Annotated in this window: 13 protein-coding genes and 2 pseudogenes; 3 read left to right on the plus strand and 12 right to left on the minus strand. The window is 58.4% G+C overall.

Going from position 1 to position 16,860, the window contains the following annotated elements:
- Window positions 1–6: 6 nt before the first annotated feature.
- The 7 genes from miaA to OGM81_13140 all read right to left on the minus strand — a co-directional run bounded on the left by miaA (window position 7) and on the right by OGM81_13140 (window position 8,463).
- Window positions 7–948, minus strand: coding sequence for a tRNA (adenosine(37)-N6)-dimethylallyltransferase MiaA (gene miaA / locus OGM81_13110; protein ID UYJ43252.1), 942 nt, complete (start codon window positions 946–948; stop codon window positions 7–9).
- Window positions 932–3,031, minus strand: coding sequence for a DNA mismatch repair endonuclease MutL (gene mutL, locus OGM81_13115; GenBank protein UYJ43253.1), 2,100 nt, complete (start codon window positions 3,029–3,031; stop codon window positions 932–934). Before mutL ends, miaA begins: the two co-directional genes overlap by 17 nt.
- A 15-nt stretch (window positions 3,032–3,046) precedes the next feature.
- Window positions 3,047–5,665, minus strand: a complete 2,619-nt coding sequence (gene mutS, locus OGM81_13120) for a DNA mismatch repair protein MutS (protein UYJ43254.1) — start codon at window positions 5,663–5,665, stop codon at window positions 3,047–3,049.
- Window positions 5,666–5,714: 49 nt separating this feature from the next.
- Window positions 5,715–6,122: a YlbF family regulator gene (locus tag OGM81_13125; protein ID UYJ43255.1), complete on the minus strand. Its 408-nt coding sequence runs from the start codon at window positions 6,120–6,122 to the stop codon at window positions 5,715–5,717.
- A 52-nt stretch (window positions 6,123–6,174) separates the two neighbouring features.
- On the minus strand, window positions 6,175–7,560 hold the full coding sequence (gene miaB / locus OGM81_13130; protein UYJ43256.1) for a tRNA (N6-isopentenyl adenosine(37)-C2)-methylthiotransferase MiaB: 1,386 nt from the start codon (window positions 7,558–7,560) through the stop codon (window positions 6,175–6,177).
- A gap of 220 nt (window positions 7,561–7,780) precedes the next feature.
- Complete coding sequence (locus OGM81_13135) at window positions 7,781–8,263, minus strand: hypothetical protein (GenBank protein UYJ43257.1); 483 nt, start codon at window positions 8,261–8,263, stop codon at window positions 7,781–7,783.
- A gap of 2 nt (window positions 8,264–8,265) precedes the next feature.
- Window positions 8,266–8,463, minus strand: coding sequence for a helix-turn-helix transcriptional regulator (locus OGM81_13140; protein ID UYJ43258.1), 198 nt, complete (start codon window positions 8,461–8,463; stop codon window positions 8,266–8,268).
- 171 nt (window positions 8,464–8,634) lie between these two features.
- On the opposite strand from OGM81_13140, the gene OGM81_13145 reads away from it, so the two are divergent.
- Together OGM81_13145 and OGM81_13150 are read left to right on the plus strand one after the other, a co-directional pair.
- Window positions 8,635–10,572 carry an NAD(+) synthase gene (locus OGM81_13145; protein ID UYJ43259.1) on the plus strand — a complete coding sequence of 646 codons (1,938 nt, stop codon included), beginning with the start codon at window positions 8,635–8,637 and terminating at the stop codon, window positions 10,570–10,572.
- A gap of 21 nt (window positions 10,573–10,593) precedes the next feature.
- Window positions 10,594–11,307: an RraA family protein gene (locus OGM81_13150; GenBank protein ID UYJ43260.1), complete on the plus strand. Its 714-nt coding sequence runs from the start codon at window positions 10,594–10,596 to the stop codon at window positions 11,305–11,307.
- A 79-nt stretch (window positions 11,308–11,386) separates the two neighbouring features.
- On the opposite strand, the gene OGM81_13155 is transcribed toward OGM81_13150, so the two are convergent.
- From OGM81_13155 to OGM81_13165, 3 genes and pseudogenes are all read right to left on the minus strand, one after another.
- Window positions 11,387–11,884: a cob(I)yrinic acid a,c-diamide adenosyltransferase gene (locus OGM81_13155; protein ID UYJ43261.1), complete on the minus strand. Its 498-nt coding sequence runs from the start codon at window positions 11,882–11,884 to the stop codon at window positions 11,387–11,389.
- A 15-nt stretch (window positions 11,885–11,899) separates the two neighbouring features.
- The gene (locus tag OGM81_13160) at window positions 11,900–13,300 is read right to left on the minus strand and encodes a sodium:alanine symporter family protein (GenBank protein ID UYJ43262.1); all 1,401 of its coding nucleotides are present in this window, start codon (window positions 13,298–13,300) and stop codon (window positions 11,900–11,902) included.
- Window positions 13,301–13,453: 153 nt separating this feature from the next.
- Window positions 13,454–13,714, minus strand: a pseudogene (locus OGM81_13165) (phosphoketolase).
- A gap of 7 nt (window positions 13,715–13,721) precedes the next feature.
- Between OGM81_13165 and OGM81_13170 the strand changes: the two are divergent.
- Window positions 13,722–14,705, plus strand: a pseudogene (locus tag OGM81_13170) (MFS transporter).
- Window positions 14,706–14,997: 292 nt separating this feature from the next.
- On the opposite strand, the gene OGM81_13175 reads toward OGM81_13170, so the two are convergent.
- Both OGM81_13175 and OGM81_13180 read right to left on the minus strand, forming a co-directional pair.
- The gene (locus OGM81_13175) at window positions 14,998–15,846 is read right to left on the minus strand and encodes a sugar phosphate isomerase/epimerase (protein ID UYJ43263.1); all 849 of its coding nucleotides are present in this window, start codon (window positions 15,844–15,846) and stop codon (window positions 14,998–15,000) included.
- Between the two features lie 7 nt (window positions 15,847–15,853).
- Entirely contained in the window at window positions 15,854–16,855 is a 1,002-nt protein-coding gene (locus OGM81_13180) for a Gfo/Idh/MocA family oxidoreductase (GenBank protein UYJ43264.1), read from the minus strand.
- Window positions 16,856–16,860: the final 5 nt, after the last annotated feature.

Genomic DNA, 16,860 nt, shown 5'->3' on the forward strand with positions numbered 1-16,860 from the left:
GCAAAACTATTTCCCCAGAAAATCGCGTACCAGCGCGGTGGCCTTGGCGAGGACATCGTCCTCATCCACATACAGCCAAACGGCGTCGTTCTGGTTGCGGAACCAGGTCAGTTGGCGCTTGGCGTAGTTGCGGGTGGCCTGTTTGAGTTTTTCGGTACACTCGGCCTGGGTCTGGGTGCCCTCGAAGTACGGGAAATACTCTTTGTAGCCGATGGCCTGGGCGGCGGTGCGGAAGGTATCCCGGTTGCGCCAGACCCACTCGGCCTCCTGCAGGATGCCCGCATCCACCATCCGGCTGACCCGCAGATCAATGCGGCGGTAGAGCACATTCCTGTCCCGGCAGGTCAGGCACAGGCAGAGGGCGCGATAGGGCGCTTCGGCGGGCAGGGCATCCTGCTGCTGGTCGCTCATCTTTTTGCCAGTCACGGCGATGGCTTCCAACGCCCGCAGCACCCGCACCTGGTTATTGGGGTGGACCTTGGCGGCGTAGTCAGGGTCCAATTCTCGCAGCTTCGCGTACATGGCGGCGGGACCGTTGGCCTCGGCCTCCTGGCGCAGCTGCTCCCGCAGGGCAGGGGCGGTGTTCTGCGTTTCAAACGCTACACCTTTTAAAAGGCTCGAGATATACAGCCCCGTGCCTCCCACCACCAGCGGCAGACGGTTTTGGGCGTTGATCTGGGTGATGAGCGGGGCCGCGGCGGCGGTGAAATCCGCCACGCTATAAGGCGTTTCCGGCGTGAGGAAATCCAGCAGGTGATGCGGTATCCCCTGCCGCTCCTCCGCGGTCGGTTTTGCCGTTCCTACGTTTAAATTTTTGTAGACCTGCATCGAGTCGGCGTTGATGATCTCGCCGCCAAATTCTTTGGCCAGGGCCACGGAAAGGGCGGTTTTGCCGGTGGCGGTAGGCCCGCCGACAGCGACAACGCGCGGTTTAGACAAGGCGTCCAAACTGTTTTTCCAGCTCCTTCCGGGTGATTTTCAGCACGCAGGGACGGCCGTGGGGGCAAAACGGCGGGATGGTGCCGTCCATGATGTGCTGGGCCAGCGCCAGCATCTCGGCTGCGCCGGTCTTGTCGCCCGCCTTGATGGCCGCGCGGCAGGCAATGGAATGGAGCACCCACTCCGTTTTCTCCCGCAAGGCATCGCGGGCACCATCGATCAGGCGGGCGGCCAGTTCGATGATCATATCCTCGACATCATCCACCGGGACGTCCGCCGGGACAGCGCGTACCACCACCGTGGCACCGCCGAAGTCCTCGACTTCAATGCCCGCATCGGTCAACAGGTCAATATTTTGCAAAACGGCCTGCTTTTCGGCGGCGGTCAGGTTGACCTGCACCGGCACCAGCAGCATCTGGGCGGGCACATTGCCGTAGTCCTTGGCCAGCTGCTCAAACAGGATGCGTTCATGCGCGGCGTGCTTGTCGATGACGCACAGCTCGCCCGCACGCTCGGTAATAATGTAGGTCTTGAACACCTCGCCCACCAGGCGCAGGGGTTCGGATTCTGGCGGCGGGGTCATGGCAGTCTGCTCCGGCGTGGTGTTGACCACATCCGGCAGGGCGCTTAAGGCGTGGGGGTCGTTGACGACGTAGTCCGGCGCTTCCGAAACCGAGGCCTCGGCCTCCGGCTGGGGTGTGGTCTGTGCGGACACTTCCTGCTGCAGGGCGGCGGGCTGGGCAGGCTCCCCTTCCGGTTCCGGCAAAATGTCCAGCACCGACTCGCTGGGGGCCTGGTAGGTCACCGGGCGGGGCGGCTGGCCTTGCAAAGGCTGAGGCGCAGCGCCGGCCGAGGTTTTGTAGACGGGCTTCGGGCTGTTCACCACCGTCAGGCCGGGAACTTCTTTGGCCGGGATGCCCGCTGCCAGGCCCGCCAGAGCGCGGTACTCGGCCGCTGACAGCGTTGTGAAGCGGTTTTTATCGGGTGCCGGGCGGTGCTGTGCGGCAGGCTGGGCCGCAGGTGCCGCCGGGGCAGTGGGCTGCATGGTGGTCTGTTCGGCCTCGGAGGCGGTGTGGCCCATCTCAAAGCGGCACTCCCCGCTCCCCGGCGTAGCCAAAGCGGTGCGTACGGCGCGGTAGACGGCATCAAAGACATCGCTCTCTTTGGCAAAACGAATCTCCGTCTTGGCCGGGTGAACATTGACGTCCACGAGGTCGGCGGGCATTTCCAGCATCAGCACAGCACCGGGGAATTTACCCTGCATCATCGTGCCTTTGTAGGCGTTTTCCAGCGCGGCCATCATCGTGCGGTTCTTGACATAGCGTCCGTTGACGAAGAAATGCTGGGCACCGCGGCTGGCGCGGCAGGCCCGGGGCGGCGTGACCAGGCCGGTGACCTTATACAGCTCACTGCCGCCGTCCACAGGCAAAAGGTCGCGGGCGAACTCGCGGCCCAGCACCGCGTAGACCGTGCTGCGCAGGTCTCCGTCGCCGGGGGTCAAAAACTGCTGCTTGCCGTCCCGCAGAAAGCGGAAGCTGATCTCAGGGTGGGAGAGTGCAGCGTGCAGGACGGTCTCAGAGACGAAGGTTCCCTCGCTGGCGTCCTTTTTCAGGAACTTCATGCGGGCGGGGGTGTTGTAGAACAGGTCGTTGACCGTGATGGTCGTGCCCACGGGGCGCGCGCCCGGCTCCATGCCCTGGGGCTCGCCGCCCTCGATGCGGTAGCAGCAGGCGTACTCGTCCGTTTCGGTACGGGTCAGCACTTCCACTTTGGCCACGCTGGCGATGGACGCCAAGGCCTCGCCGCGGAATCCCAGGGTATGGATATGCCCCAGGTCATCCGCCGTGGCAATTTTGCTGGTGGCATGGCGGATAAACGCCTTATCGATATATTCTGCTTCGATGCCGGTGCCGTTATCAGCAATCTGCAGTTGGGCAATGCCGCCGCGGGCCGCCGAGAGGGTGATCTGGGTCGCCCCGGCATCGATGGCATTTTCCAGCAGTTCCTTGGCCACACTGGCCGGTCGTTCTACAACTTCACCGGCCGCGATCAGTTCGGCGGTATGCTTGTCCAGCACACGAATTTTCGCCATGGGTCTCACCTGCCTTTATTCTTTATCTAAAACGGTTTTCAGTTCGTACAGGAAGTTCAGCGCTTCCAGCGGGGTCAGCGTTTCAATATCCACGCTGTGGAGCTTGTCCACCACCTCGCTGGGCACGCTGGGGTTGTTGTAGGCTTCTACGGTCTCAAAGTCCAACTGCATCGTGTTGCTGCGGCCGGGGGCGTTGGCCTCCAACTGGCGCAGCACGGCGTGGGCGCGCTTGGTCACGCTGCCCGGCAGGCCCGCCAGTTTGGCGACCTCAATGCCGTAGCTGTCATCCGCCGGGCCGGCGATGATGCGGCGCAGGAACGTGATGTCCTCGCCCCGTTTTTTGACGGCGATATTGTAGTTTTTGACGCCGTGGATGTCCTGGTCCATGCTGGTCAGCTCGTGGTAATGGGTGGCGAACAGCGTTTTGCAGCCGATGTTCTCGCAGATATACTCTACCACAGCACGGGCGATGCTCATGCCGTCAAAGGTCGAAGTGCCGCGGCCGATCTCATCAAGAATGACCAGACTGTCCCTGGTGGCATGCTTGAGGATCTCGGCCACCTCGGTCATCTCAACCATAAAGGTGGACTGTCCGGCAGCCAAATCGTCCGAAGCACCCACGCGGGTGAAGATCGCATCCACAACACCGAGATGAGCACTGGCGGCGGGCACGAAGCTGCCGATCTGAGCCATCAGGGCGATCAGGGCGTTCTGGCGCATATAAGTGGATTTACCGGCCATGTTGGGGCCGGTGATGAGCAGCATGCGGTTCTCGTCCTCGTCCAGCAGGGTGTCGTTGGGGACAAATAAGCTGCCCTTGAGCATCTGCTCAATGACCGGGTGGCGGCCCTCTTTGATCTCGATCTCGCCGCTGGTATCCACCACCGGCAGGACGTAGTTGTTCTGGAGTGCGGCCTCGGCAAAACCAGCCAGTACATCCAGCTGGGCCACCGCCGAGGCGGTGCGCTGGATGCGCACGATCTGGTCGGAGATTTCCGTCAACAGGTCGGAGAAAAGCTGATGTTCCAGGACGAGCAGACGCTCATTGGCGCCGAGGATTTTATTTTCCAGCTCTTTCAATTCCGGCGTGATGTAGCGTTCGCCGGTGGTCAGGGTCTGCTTGCGGGTGAAGGTATCAGGCACCGAGTCAGTGTAGGAGCGGCTGACCTCGATGTAGTAGCCGAACACCTTATTAAAGCCGATCTTCAGCTTAGGGATGCCGGTCTCCTCGCGGTATTTGGCTTCCAGATTGGAAAGATAGCCTTTGCCGCCGTGCATGATATCCCGCAGCTCGTCGACCTCGCTGTTGTACCCGGCGCGGATGGCGCCGCCGTCCTTTAAGGTAGCGGGCGGGTCATCGACCAGCGCGGTCGTGATTTTGTTCAGAATATCTTCCAGCGGGTCGATCTGGTCAGCCAGGTCTTTCAGCAGCGGTGCACCGCAGGCGGCGGCCTGGCTGCGCACTTCCGGCAGCATAGCGCAGGTATCGCCCAGGGCCTTGACCTCCCGCGGGGTGGCCGATCCGTAGAGAATACGGGTGGTCAGGCGCTCGATGTCAAAGACGTGGGAGAGCGCTTCTTTCAAATCGGCGCGGGCCATGTTGGCGGTGTAGAGCGCCTGCACAGCAGACAGGCGGCGGTTGATAGCCTCGGCGTCCACAAGGGGCTGCTCGATCCAGGAGCGCAGCAGGCGCTTGCCCATCGAGGTCTCGGTCTTGTCCAGCACCCAAAGCAGGGTGCCCCGCTTCTCGCGGCCGCGCATCGTCTCGGTCAGTTCGAGGTTCGCGCGAGTCACAGGCGACAGGCGCATGTACTGGGCGTCGGCATAGTTCTGCACGGTCTTGATACGCTCGACGCCGTGCTTCTGCGTTTCGTGCAGGTAGTTGATCATGGCAGCCACAGCATAAGGCACCAGGGCATCCTTCTCGTAGCCGAGGGCATCCCGCCAATCGGGGCCGAACTGGTTCGCCATGGCGGCTTCCATCACGCTGTCCTTAAAGCAGGCATCCTCCCGCAGTTCCACCAGGGCGTTGGTATGCTGCTTGATGTAGGCAGTCACATCCTTGAAGTCCAGCATCACCGGGCAAATCAGGATCTCACTGGGCATGTAGCGGCATAGCTCGGTAATGATTGCACCGCCGATCTTTTCGGCGTTCAACTCGGTGGCGTAGGCCTCGCCGGTGGAGATGTCAGCAAAGCAGATGCCAGCCTTCCAGCGGCCGCGGGTGCGCTTGGTGTAAACGCTGCAAAGGTAGTTGTTTTTGTCCTCGGCCAGCATGCTGCTCTCAATGACAGTGCCGGGGGTGACCACGCGGATGATGTCCCGTTTGACAAGGCCCTTGGCCAGGGCGGGGTCCTCCATCTGCTCACAGATAGCGACCTTGTAGCCCTTGGCGATGAGGCGGGCGACGTAGGTCTCGTAGGAGTGGAAGGGCACGCCGCACATGGGGGCGCGCTCCTCTTTGCCGCAGTTTTTGCCGGTCAGTGTCAGTTCCAGCTCTCGGGAGGCCGTTAAGGCATCGTCGTAGAACATCTCATAAAAATCGCCGACACGGTAAAACAGAATCTCGTTCGGGTGTTGTTTCTTGATTTCAAAATACTGCTGCATCATTGGGGAAACTGCTTGTTCCGCCATGGTTCACACTCCTGTGTTTTCTGCAAAAGTTGGTTGTACGGGTCAGGGTTTAGTGGCAGCCGCCGCAGGTGGAGCAGCTGCCGGTGCAGCCGCCGGAGGGAGCCTGCACGGTCATGGGGTCGCCGCCATTCATGGCGGTGTTGATGATGGCGTCAATGTGGCTGACCATGGCCTCGCACTCAGACTTGGCGGCATTGTAGCGGACCATGCCCTCGCTGGCCATGATCTGGCTGTACAGGTCGTTGACGCGCTGGTTCAGCTCGGCCACGCGGGCGGCGTCGGTCTCGGCCTTGGCGCTCTCGTTGTTCAGGTCCAGGCGGGCCAGGTTGAACTCACCGATGAGGTTCTGCAGTTCTTCGTCGCTGTCGTTCTCGCGGCGGGCAGCGTCCAGCTCCAGGTAGCGGGGGTCGGTCTGCAGGGCAGCGGCGGCTTTTTTAAACAGATCAATGCAATCCATGATAGGTTCTCCTTATGAATAAAAATGTAATAAAGCGTGAAATTTTTGCGGTTTAGTCCTGCACCAGCTCGCCTACCAGCAAGGCGGCGCGGGAGCCGGTCAGGTGGACGTTTGCCCACTGACCGATGAGGGATTCCGGAGCCTGGAACTCGACCACCAGGTTGTTGTCCAGGCGGCCATTGACAGTGCCGGCGGTGCGGCCTGCGGCTTCGACCAGTACGCGGACGGTCTGGCCGGCCATGGCAGCGGTGGCCGCAAAGGCAAACTCATCCTGCGTTTTCAGCAGGCGCTCCATGCGGGCGGCTTTCTCGGCGTGGGTGGTGGGGTCGTCCATCTTGGCGGCCGGGGTGCCGGTGCGCTTGGAGTAAATAAAGGTGAACAGCTGCATATAGCCCACCTTGCGGACGAGGTCCAGCGTTGCCTGGAAGTCCTCCTCAGTCTCGCCGGGGAAGCCGACGATGATGTCGCTGGAGAAGGTCACGCCAGGGATCTTTTCCCGGGCGTAGTCGACGAGATCCATATACTGGGCCACGGTGTAGTGGCGGTTCATCTCTTTCAGCAGGCGGTCACTGCCGGACTGCACCGGCAGGTGGATATGCTTGCACAGATGCTCCTGCGCGGCGATGGTGTCGATCAGCTTGCGGCTGGCGTCCTTGGGATGGCTGGTCATGAAGCGGATCTGGTAGTCGCCGGGCACGGTGCAGAGCAGGTTGAGCAGGTCGGAAAAATCGATCTTTTCCGCAAGGCCCTTGCCATAGCTGTTGACGTTCTGGCCCAGCAGGGTGATCTCCTTGTAGCCTTGGGCAATCAGCTCCTTGAACTCGGCCAGGATGGCGGCGGGTTCACGGCTGCGCTCCCGTCCGCGGACGTAGGGCACGATGCAGTAGGTGCAGAAGTTATCACAACCGTACATGATGGGCAGCCAGGCGCGGAAGCCGGAATCGCGGCGGATGGGCATTTCCTCGACGACGGCGTTGCGCTCCTCGGGGTTTTCGAGGTAGCGCTTGCCGCGGCTGATACGCTGGGCCAGCATGGCGGGCAGGCGGTCGATGCCGTCCACGCCGAAGACCAGGTCGACGTAGGGGTAGCTCTGGCGCAGCTTCTCCACGATGTGGGCCTGCTGGGCCATGCAGCCGCAAACGCCGATGATGAGGCGCGGGTTCTGCTCTTTCAGCTTTTTCAGCGCACCTACGTTGCCGAAAACACGCTGCTCGGCATGTTCGCGCACGGCGCAGGTGTTGAAAAGGATGAGGTCGGCATGCTCAACGTTATCGCACAGGCCGAAACCGACATCCTGCAAAACGCCCTTGATCTTCTCGCCATCGTTGACATTCTGCTGGCAGCCGTAGCTGCGCACATAGGCCAGGGGCGGCGTATCGTAAAACGAGGCCAGCACCTTGGCGGCGGCTTCGTTGTGGGTATAGGTCAGTTTTTCCAAGTCCAGTTCTCCTTGCAGGTGCCTGCATACAGGCACAAAATCCAGATATACCATATTAGTATAGCAAATCAGGCGCAAAAGCACAAGCGCTAGTTCTGGATTTTTTGCGCTTCGGTCCGGTTTCTGACCTCATCACAGTTTTTGAGGGCAGCACACAGCAAAAAGCGGCAGCACCGCATAGCGCAGTGCCGCCCCTTTTATTCGTTGGTACGTATGTTATTTAGTCGTCTTTTTCTTCTTTGTCAAACTCGTTTTCCAGCTGTTCATGGCGCTTTTTGTAGACAGCGCTGCAAAGCTGGAGTACCACCAGCGCCAACACGAAGGTGGTGCCCGCCGCAATGGCCGCGCAGGCCAGATGGATGGCCAGCGGCACATCGAACGCCGACATCCTTACAAATGTAAAAACGCCGATGACCGCCGCACCCGCAAGGCTGAACAGCACATTGGTGCCGGCAGCGTTTTTAATGCGGCGGCTCCAAAGCCCGGCACGCAGGCAGGCGACGACAATGTAGACGCAGCTAATCATAAACACAGCCCAGGTGCCTGCCATCTCCCGCATGGTAAAGCCGAGCAATCCCTCCCCCAGCAAGACAACCAGCAGCAGCGACCAGACCAGCCAGAAGCCGCGGCTTTCGATGGTAAGCATGGTGCGTTCCTGCATTTCGTCCAACTGATTTTTGCCGAAAAGTTGTGCTAATTTCATAGTTATTCCTCCCAGAATAGATCATCTAAGGTTTTGCCCAGCACCTTGCAGATGCTGCGGCAAAGATTGATGGTGGGGTTATACTCCCCTTTTTCAATGGCGTTGACGGTCTGGCGCGATACGCCGACAGCCTCCGCCAGTGTTCCCTGCGTCATGTCCTTTTCGGCGCGGGCGGCTTTCAGTTTCAGGTTTTTGGCCAACTTCCCTGCCTCCTTTCAGATGGTGTAACCAGTATAGCACCGCCCTTCTGCAATGTCAAGTATATATTACATTTTATCTTTTATTTTTTTCTTTTTGTCGTTTTGCTTGCGATTGGCCCTGCGCCGTGTTATGATAGGCCTATACTACTTTATAAAAAGGAAGTTTGGCGAATGAAGTACAGCTTTCCCGCTTTTGAAAATGGATTTGTCCGCGCAGCCGCCGCCACCCCCGCCCTGCACGTGGCAGACTGCGCCTATAATGCCCAGCAGATCATTGACGCTATGAGCGTGTACGCAGCCCAGGGCGTGCAGTTGGTCTGCTTTCCTGAATTTTGCCTGACCGGCTACACCTGCAGCGACCTGTTTTTGCAGCAGACCCTGCTGAAGGGTGCCGAAGACGGCCTGGCTGCCATCCTGGAGGCAAGCCGCGGGCTGAACCTGGTGGCGCTGGTGGGCCTGCCAGTTGCCCATGACGGCAAGCTGTACAACTGCGCCGCCGTTTTGTGCAACGGTGAGCTGCTGGGCCTGGTGCCGAAGCAGCACCTGCCTAACTATGGCGAATTTTACGAGAAGCGCCACTTTGTGCCCGGCATGGCCGAGCCGGAGTGCATTGAGTTTGCGGGGCAGGAAACGCTCATCGGCACGCGGCTGCTTTTCAGCTGCAAGCAGCTGAAAAGCTTTGTGCTGGGCGTAGAAGTGTGTGAGGACCTATGGAGCCCCGTGCCCCCCAGCTGCGCGCTGGCACTGGCCGGCGCGACCGTGATTGCCAACCTCTCCGCCAGCGACGAGACCATCGGCAAGGCCGCCTACCGCCGCCAGCTTATCAGCGGGCAGAGCGCACGGCTGCTGTGTGCCTATCTCTACGCCGACGCCGGCCACGGCGAAAGCACCACCGATATGACCTTTGCCGGGCATAACCTGATTGCCGAAAACGGCACCCTGCTGGCCGAGACTGCTCCCTTTGAAGGCGGCACCGCTATGACCGAGCTGGACCTGGACCGCATGGTGCAGGAGCGCCAGCGCAACACCACCTTTATGCCGGAGACCGCCGGGTACACCCGCGTGGAGTTTGAGCTGCCGCCTGTGGAACTGGCCCTGACGCGGCAGGTCTCCCCCACGCCGTTTGTGCCCCAGGATACCGCCGCCCGTGCCGAACGCTGCGAGCTGATCCTGCGCATCCAGGCGGAGGGCCTCGCCAAGCGCATCGAGCATACCCACGCCAAGTGCGCCGTGCTGGGCATCTCCGGCGGGCTGGACAGCTGTCTGGCTTTGCTGGTGGCCGTGCGTGCCTGCAAGGTGCTGCACCGCGACCCGAAAGAAATTGTAGCCTTGACGATGCCCTGCTTCGGCACCACTAAGCGCACCCGCTCCAACGCCGAAATTTTGTGCGAGGCGCTGGGTGTCAGCTTTGCCGAGATCAACATCACCAACACCGTCAACAGCCATTTTGCGGACATTGGGCAGGACCCGCAGACCTACGATGTCACCTTTGAGAACTGCCAGGCCCGCGTGCGCACGCTGGAGCTGATGGACTACGCCAACAAAAACGGCGGCTTTGTCATCGGCACCGGTGACTTGAGCGAGCTGGCCCTCGGCTGGGCCACCTACAACGGCGACCACATGAGCATGTACGGTGTCAACGCGGGCGTGCCCAAAACGCTGGTGCGTCACATTGTGCAGTATGTGGCCGACACCTGCGGCGATAAGCAGTTGAGCGATGTGCTGCTGGATATTCTGGATACGCCCGTCAGCCCCGAACTGCTGCCCACCGCTGAGGACGGCACCATCGCCCAGCAGACCGAGAAGCTGGTTGGCCCTTATGAACTGCACGATTTTTATTTGTACTACGTGCTGCGCTTCGGCTTTGGACCTGCCAAAATTTACCACTTGGCCCGCACCTCCTTTGCAGGCAAGTACGAGCCGGAAGTACTGCTGGCCTGGCTGAAGAATTTCTACCGCCGCTTCTTTGCCCAGCAGTTCAAGCGCAGTTGTCTGCCCGACGGCCCGAAAGTCGGATCGGTCACGCTGTCCCCCCGCGGTGACTGGCGCATGCCCAGCGATGCCTGCAACGCTTTGTGGATGGCCGAGCTGGAGAAGATCACGCTGTAATATAAAGAAGGAAGTGCTGTTATGGCCATGTGGAAAAACGACGACGAAATGTTCGCCCTGATGAAGGAGAAACTGTACACCCCCGTTGTGGGCGATATTCTGGATCAGATGGGATACAAGCACCAGTTTTTGCCTGCCTCCATCCGCCCGCTGGCGGCCCAGGTGCCCACGGCGCCCTACATCCTGCCCGGCGAGACCGAGGACAAGCGGCTTATACTGGCCGGTTACGCCTGCACCGTGCTGGAAAATGACGTGTACGAGTACCAGGCACAGAAGCCCTTTGGCTATATGACCGAAGCGCTGGACGACTTGAAGCCCAACGAAATTTATATCGCCACCGGTGCCCACAACAGCGCCCTGTGGGGCGAGCTGCTGACCGCCTGCGGCAAGGCCCGCGGTGCGGTAGGCGCCGTGCTGGACGGCTACACCCGCGACACGCCGAAAGTGATCGAGCAGAACTTCCCGGTTTTCTGCACCGGCACCTGGGCGCAGGATTCCTCGGTACGCACCTATGTGTTCCAGTGGCGGTGCCCGATCGAGATTGGGCAGGTCACGATCCACAACGGCGACATCGTGTTCGGCGATATTGACGGCGTGCTGATCATCCCGAAAGAAATCGCGCCCGAAGTGCTGGAAAAGGCTCTGGAAAAAGCCAGCACCGAAAAGACGATGCGCAAGGCCATTGAAAACGGCATGCTGGTGACCGAGGCGTTTGCCAAGTTTGGCGTGCTGTAAATTTACACAATACTAAAAGCGGAGGATGCCCGGGTGGGTGTCCTCCGCTTTGCTTTTGTTTTGGTTTTATAAAGGGGCGTTAATACTCCACACCCTCGCGGGCGGCAATGCCCTGGGTGTAGGGGTGCTTGTGCATCTGCATTTCGGTAGAGTAGTCGGCGGCGTCCTGCAGCCAAGGGGCCGGGTCGCGGCCTGTGACGACGACTTCCCTGCCGCCCTTGGCAAAAGCTGCCGCTTTGCGCAGCAGGGCTTCGTCCAGGATGTTGCTTTTTAACGCAGCGCAGGCTTCGTCCAGCACCAGCAGGTCAAAGGGCTGTGCCAGGGCTTTCTCCAGTGCGTCCGCGGATACGGCCCGTGCCTGGGCCTTGTCGTTCTCGTCCATCAGCCAGGTGAATTTGGCGTTGGGGCAGGCGTAGACTGTGGCCCCGGCTGTGCGCAGCGGGGCAATTTCGCCGCTGGTGCCGTCCTTTAAAAACTGCACAATCACCACGCGCCGCCCATGGCCCAGCGCCCGCAGCGCCAGCCCCATGGCCGCCGTAGTTTTTCCCTTGCCGTTGCCCCAGTATAGATGCAGCATGGAATTTTCCCCGCTTTAGCCGTTGGCTTTTTCAGATGCAAAAAATTCTTTGGTCAGGTTGACTACCGTGCCGGAAAGCAGCAGCAGGGCAATCAGGTTCGGGATACTCATCAGGCCGTTGAAGGTGTCGGCTACACTCCACAGCAGGCCCAGGTCCACCGTAGCGCCCAGGATGGACACGAAAGAGTACACCACAAAGAACGGACGCACGACCTTGTCATTATGGCACAGGAACGCCAAAAAGCGCGAGCCGTACAGGCCCCAGCCGATGATGGTGGAGAACGCAAAGCAGCACAGTGCCACCGCCGTAAAGATGGACGCCCAGCCGCCGTAGGTGGTAGTAAAGCCGGAGATGGTCAGTTCGGCGCCCGCGGCGGTGCCGTAGTTGACAGTGATGCCGCTGCACAGGATGACCATCGCCGTCAGGGTGCAGATGACGATGGTGTCAGCGAAGACCTCAAAAATACCGAACATACCCTGTTTGACCGGCTTTTTGGTGTCGGCGCAGGCATGGGCGATGGAGCCGGTGCCAAGGCCGGCTTCGTTGGAGAAGATGCCGCGGGAAACGCCCTTCTGCATGCTGATAAACAGGCTGCCGATGGTGCCGCCGGTGAAGGCCGCCGGGTTGAAGGCGCCGGCAAAAATAGCTTCCAGCACCAGCGGGAAACGTGGGAGATTCAGCACCACAACGCCCACCGCCAGCACGATGTAAAACAGCGCCATAAAGGGCACGAGGCGCTCGCTTACGCTGCCAATACGCTTGATGCCGCCCAGCAACACCATGGCGACCAGCATGGCCACCACGATGCCGACCACGAGGTTCAGTGTGGAGAGCGCACCATTGCCGACAACGTTGTACTCCAGCAGGGCGGTATCGATGGCCGCCACGATGGTGTTGACCTGAGTGGCGTTGCCGGTGCCGAACACCGTCAGCACGCCGAACAGCGAGTACAGCACAGCCAAAAACTGCCAATGCTTGCCCAGGCCGTTTTTAATATAGTACATCGGGCCGCCGACCCACTCGCCCGCGGCGTTGCGCTCACGGAAATGGACGGCCAGCGTGACCTCGGCAAACTTGGTGCACATGCCCAGCAGTGCCGAGCACCACATCCAGAACACCGCGCCTGGTCCGCCGATGGCGATGGCACCCGCCACGCCTGCAATGTTGCCGGTGCCTACGGTGCCCGCCAGCGCAGTGCATACCGCCTGGAACGGCGTCATAGCGCCGTCCGAGGCATCCTTTTTGCGGAACATGCGGCCGATGGTGGTTTTGATGACATACGGAAATTTGCGGATCTGCAAAAAGCCTGTCCGCACGCTGAGCAGCAGCCCCACGCCAATGATGCACACCATGGCCGGGACACCCCAGACAAAGTTGTTGACTGTCTGGTTGACAGCCGCAATCGTTTCTAACATAATCCTCCCCATTCCCTCTCGATTTAGGAATCCCACAAATACAAAAAGGTCACGAGCCGTGCGTACACATTGGCTCATGACCTGTTTGCATCGTACTGATTCAGTATAGCATTTTATAAGGAGGTTTGCAAGGGATTACTTGACGTAAACCCCTTACTTGTTTTCCGGCAGATGCCACTTCCAATCCAAAATTTCGGGCATATCCTGGCCGATCTCGTGGATGTAGTTCTTGTGAGCGACCAGCTTGTCGTTCATCTGCTGGATGAGGTACGCACCGCGGTTGCCCAGCTGGGGCAGATGCAGCAGCGCATCCTTGACCAGATGGAAGCGGTCGATCTCGTTCTGCACACGCATATCAAACGGCGTGGTGATGGTGCCTTCCTCCTGGTAGCCGTGGACACTCAGGTTGCGGTTGGTGCGCTCGTACTCTGCCTTGACTTCCCTTGTCACCAAGAACAGCGCCGAGCGTGTTGAGATGGGTTCCTACCGCTTCATGTTCGCGTTCGCCACCAGCCTTGCAATCCAGTCTTTCACGCTGCTGGCCGTCTCCGCACTGGGTGACACTGCCGAAGCATGGCGCACCGTGGCTATCGTCTACGCCATTATCGGTCTGATCGTCAACACGCTCTCTGTCTTCTCCGTCAAGGAGTTGCCGGAGGAAGAGTTTGTCGATACCACGGATAAAGCCGAAATCGAGAAAGACGAGAAGTACGGTCTTGTCGAGGCTGCCAAGTTGCTGATTTCCAACAAATACTACCTGATGATCTGCGTCACCTACATTTTGCAGCAGATCTATGGTGCCATGATCAGTATGGGTACCTTCTACACCGCCCATATTCTTGGTGACAAAAACCTGTCCGGCGTGTTCTCCCGGGCCATCAACATCCCTTTGATCATCGCACTGGTCTTTACACCGACCCTCGTTGCCAAGATGCACGGTATGTACAAACTGAATGTCGGCAGCTACGCCCTCGCTACCGTGGCCCGTGCGCTCGTTGTGGTGGCCGGCTATACGGGTTCCGGCGATGTCAAGATGATGCTGCTCTTTACGGCCATTGCTGCACTGGGTCAGGGCCCGTGGCAGGGTGACATGAACGCCGTTATCGCCTCCTGCTCAGAGTGCACTTGGCTGACGAAGCATAAGCGTGTGGACGGCACGATGTACTCCTGCACCTCGCTCGGCGTCAAGCTGGGCGGCGGTCTCGGCACCGCCATCACCGGCTGGCTGCTGGCATTCAGCAACTATGATAAGGCACTGGCCGTGCAGCCGGAATCCTGCATCAATATGCTGAAACTCATGTGCCTCGTAATTCCCTTGGTGCTGGACGCCATCATTACCTTTATTCTCTCCCGCATGAAGGTCGAGGAGGCCAACGATAAGATCCGCGCCGAAATGAAAAACTGATATTTACTATTTTCCTTCTAAAAAGGGGCTGTTGCAATACGGCAGTTCCTTTTTTATATGAATAGGTATAAGAATAAACAGTATTCATGAAGTGGTCATATTCTGATTCTAGAACTAGAAAAGCTTGCAAACAGTGGTACTTTCATGTCCCGTTTGCAAGCTTTTTCGAATTTAACGCAGAAAACCTAATCCACACTCATTGTGTAATGAGAATTAGATTTTTCCGGTATCACACATAGCAGGTTTCTCCTTTGCATCCGTGAAGACGCACTTATTGTTCACCTAGCGTTTTTTATAAATGAATCATTTCTATAATCTTGTTCATGGCATATTTGTCTGCATATAGGCTTACCTCGGGAAACTGCTTATAGTTGGGCAGCATTTCAAGCGTGATGTAATCATCATACCCGATTCCTGCGATGGCCTTTGCAACCGCCGGGAAATCAACATCACCTGCAAAGAGATCTACGAAAGCGCCGATGCCTGCCTGATCAAAGCGATAGTCAGACATATGTAGCTTTTTGATGCGGTGGCCGAGGATCTCGATCCATTGTTCCGGGTAGCCGATATACACGGCATTGCCGACATCCAGATACATACCTACATAGTCGGAGCCGATCTCATCCAGAAACCGCCGAGTTTCCAATGGGGAAAGGAGGAAGCGATTCCAAACATTTTCAATGCCAATTGCCACATCCGCAGCTTTTGCTTCGGGTACTAGTCGGCTCAATGCGTCTTGCGCACGCTCATAGGCAATATCGTACCGGATCTTTTCTGGGTGCTCTACAAAATTGCAACCGACATAACCGGGAACAACCAGAATCGTTTTAGCCCCCAGAAGGTACGCAGCTTCGATCTGCTTTTGTACAATGCCAAACGCTTTTTGCCGGGTCTTCTCGCTGTCAGAGACGAGATTATTCTGCCACAGGCTCCATACCCCTACGCTGGGGATCTCCAGGCCCATATCATCGGCCATCCTTTTCATGGCCAGGACATCTTTTTCCGGGGTTTGCGGGTTCAGATAGCCGGATTCACTCAAAACCGGCTCCACGCCATCATAGCCTGCTTTTTTCGCATGTTCAAACATCCAGCGGACATCCGTATTTTCGGAAAAAGAGAACAAACTAATACCTTGTTTCATAACATCCTCACGAAACCGTTACGGTTTTCTGCGTTTCCAAAGATTCGCGAATCGCCACGATCACAGAGAGCACATGGCGGACATCGGCCGGGGTAATTACCGTGATCGGCGTACCGGCCTCGATATGGCCGATGAAATCTTCGAGTTCCTTCTGGTAGGCATCATAGGGATCTATGGCCAGAGTTTCGGTTTTGCCGTCACCATAGACCGTGGTGGAGCGGGACGCCGCCGCGATGTTTTCCAAGTTAGCACCAGCACCCATATGGTAACAGTATGCCTTTTTATCGCCAACAACATTCAGCTCTGTCGTAAAGGGGAATCCGCTGGGCATTTCCAGGATTCCCTCAGCCGTAGCTTCCATACCGTTTTCAAAGGTCAAGGATGTTGCCACATGGTTCCAGCAGCCGACGTTGTTCTTGTGGCCGATGGCATAGACCTGCTTCACCTTGCCGAACAGGTAGCACAGATAATCAATATCATGCAGGTGCAGATCGAACAGGCCTCCGCCGCTGTTTTCGGCACGGCGATACCACTCGCTCCAGGCGGGATGCTCCGAAAGGCGGCTGGCACGGGCATACTTAATCGTTCCCAGTTTCCCTGTTTCTACCATTTCCTTGGCCCGGACGTATTCAGGCCAGAAACGGACGACCTGTCCCACGGCAAACTGAACACCGGCCTCTTTGGTAGCGGCAATCATACGGTCAAGTGATTCGAGCGACAGCGTGACAGGTTTTTCACAGATGACGTGCTTTTTATGCCCCGCAGCCAGCAGGACATATTGCTCATGTAAAAAGGTAGGCAGGCAAATATCCACAACATCGATATCTGCTGTGTTCAGCATGCTTTCACCGTCGTTATACCAATCACATCCGGCAAACTCAGCGAGGTCTTTGCCCTGCTTTTCATTCAGATCACAAACAGCTGTAACCTTTGCGTTCGGCATGGCCTTGTAGGCTGTTACATGGGTACGTCCCATAAATCCTGCTCCAATAACAGCAACATTTACCACTTACT

The sequence above is a fragment of the Oscillospiraceae bacterium genome (genome assembly GCA_025758045.1).
Taxonomy (GTDB): domain Bacteria; phylum Bacillota; class Clostridia; order Oscillospirales; family Ruminococcaceae; genus Gemmiger.

Coding starts and splice junctions, on each gene's coding strand:
- mutL (UYJ43253.1), bottom strand. CDS start 3,031: ATGGCGAAAATTCGTGTGCTGGACAAGCATACCGCCGAACTGATCGCG.
- mutS (UYJ43254.1), bottom strand. CDS start 5,665: ATGGCGGAACAAGCAGTTTCCCCAATGATGCAGCAGTATTTTGAAATC.
- OGM81_13125 (UYJ43255.1), bottom strand. CDS start 6,122: ATGGATTGCATTGATCTGTTTAAAAAAGCCGCCGCTGCCCTGCAGACC.
- OGM81_13135 (UYJ43257.1), bottom strand. CDS start 8,263: ATGAAATTAGCACAACTTTTCGGCAAAAATCAGTTGGACGAAATGCAG.
- OGM81_13145 (UYJ43259.1), top strand. CDS start 8,635: ATGAAGTACAGCTTTCCCGCTTTTGAAAATGGATTTGTCCGCGCAGCC.
- OGM81_13150 (UYJ43260.1), top strand. CDS start 10,594: ATGGCCATGTGGAAAAACGACGACGAAATGTTCGCCCTGATGAAGGAG.
- OGM81_13155 (UYJ43261.1), bottom strand. CDS start 11,884: ATGCTGCATCTATACTGGGGCAACGGCAAGGGAAAAACTACGGCGGCC.
- OGM81_13160 (UYJ43262.1), bottom strand. CDS start 13,300: ATGTTAGAAACGATTGCGGCTGTCAACCAGACAGTCAACAACTTTGTC.
- OGM81_13175 (UYJ43263.1), bottom strand. CDS start 15,846: ATGAAACAAGGTATTAGTTTGTTCTCTTTTTCCGAAAATACGGATGTC.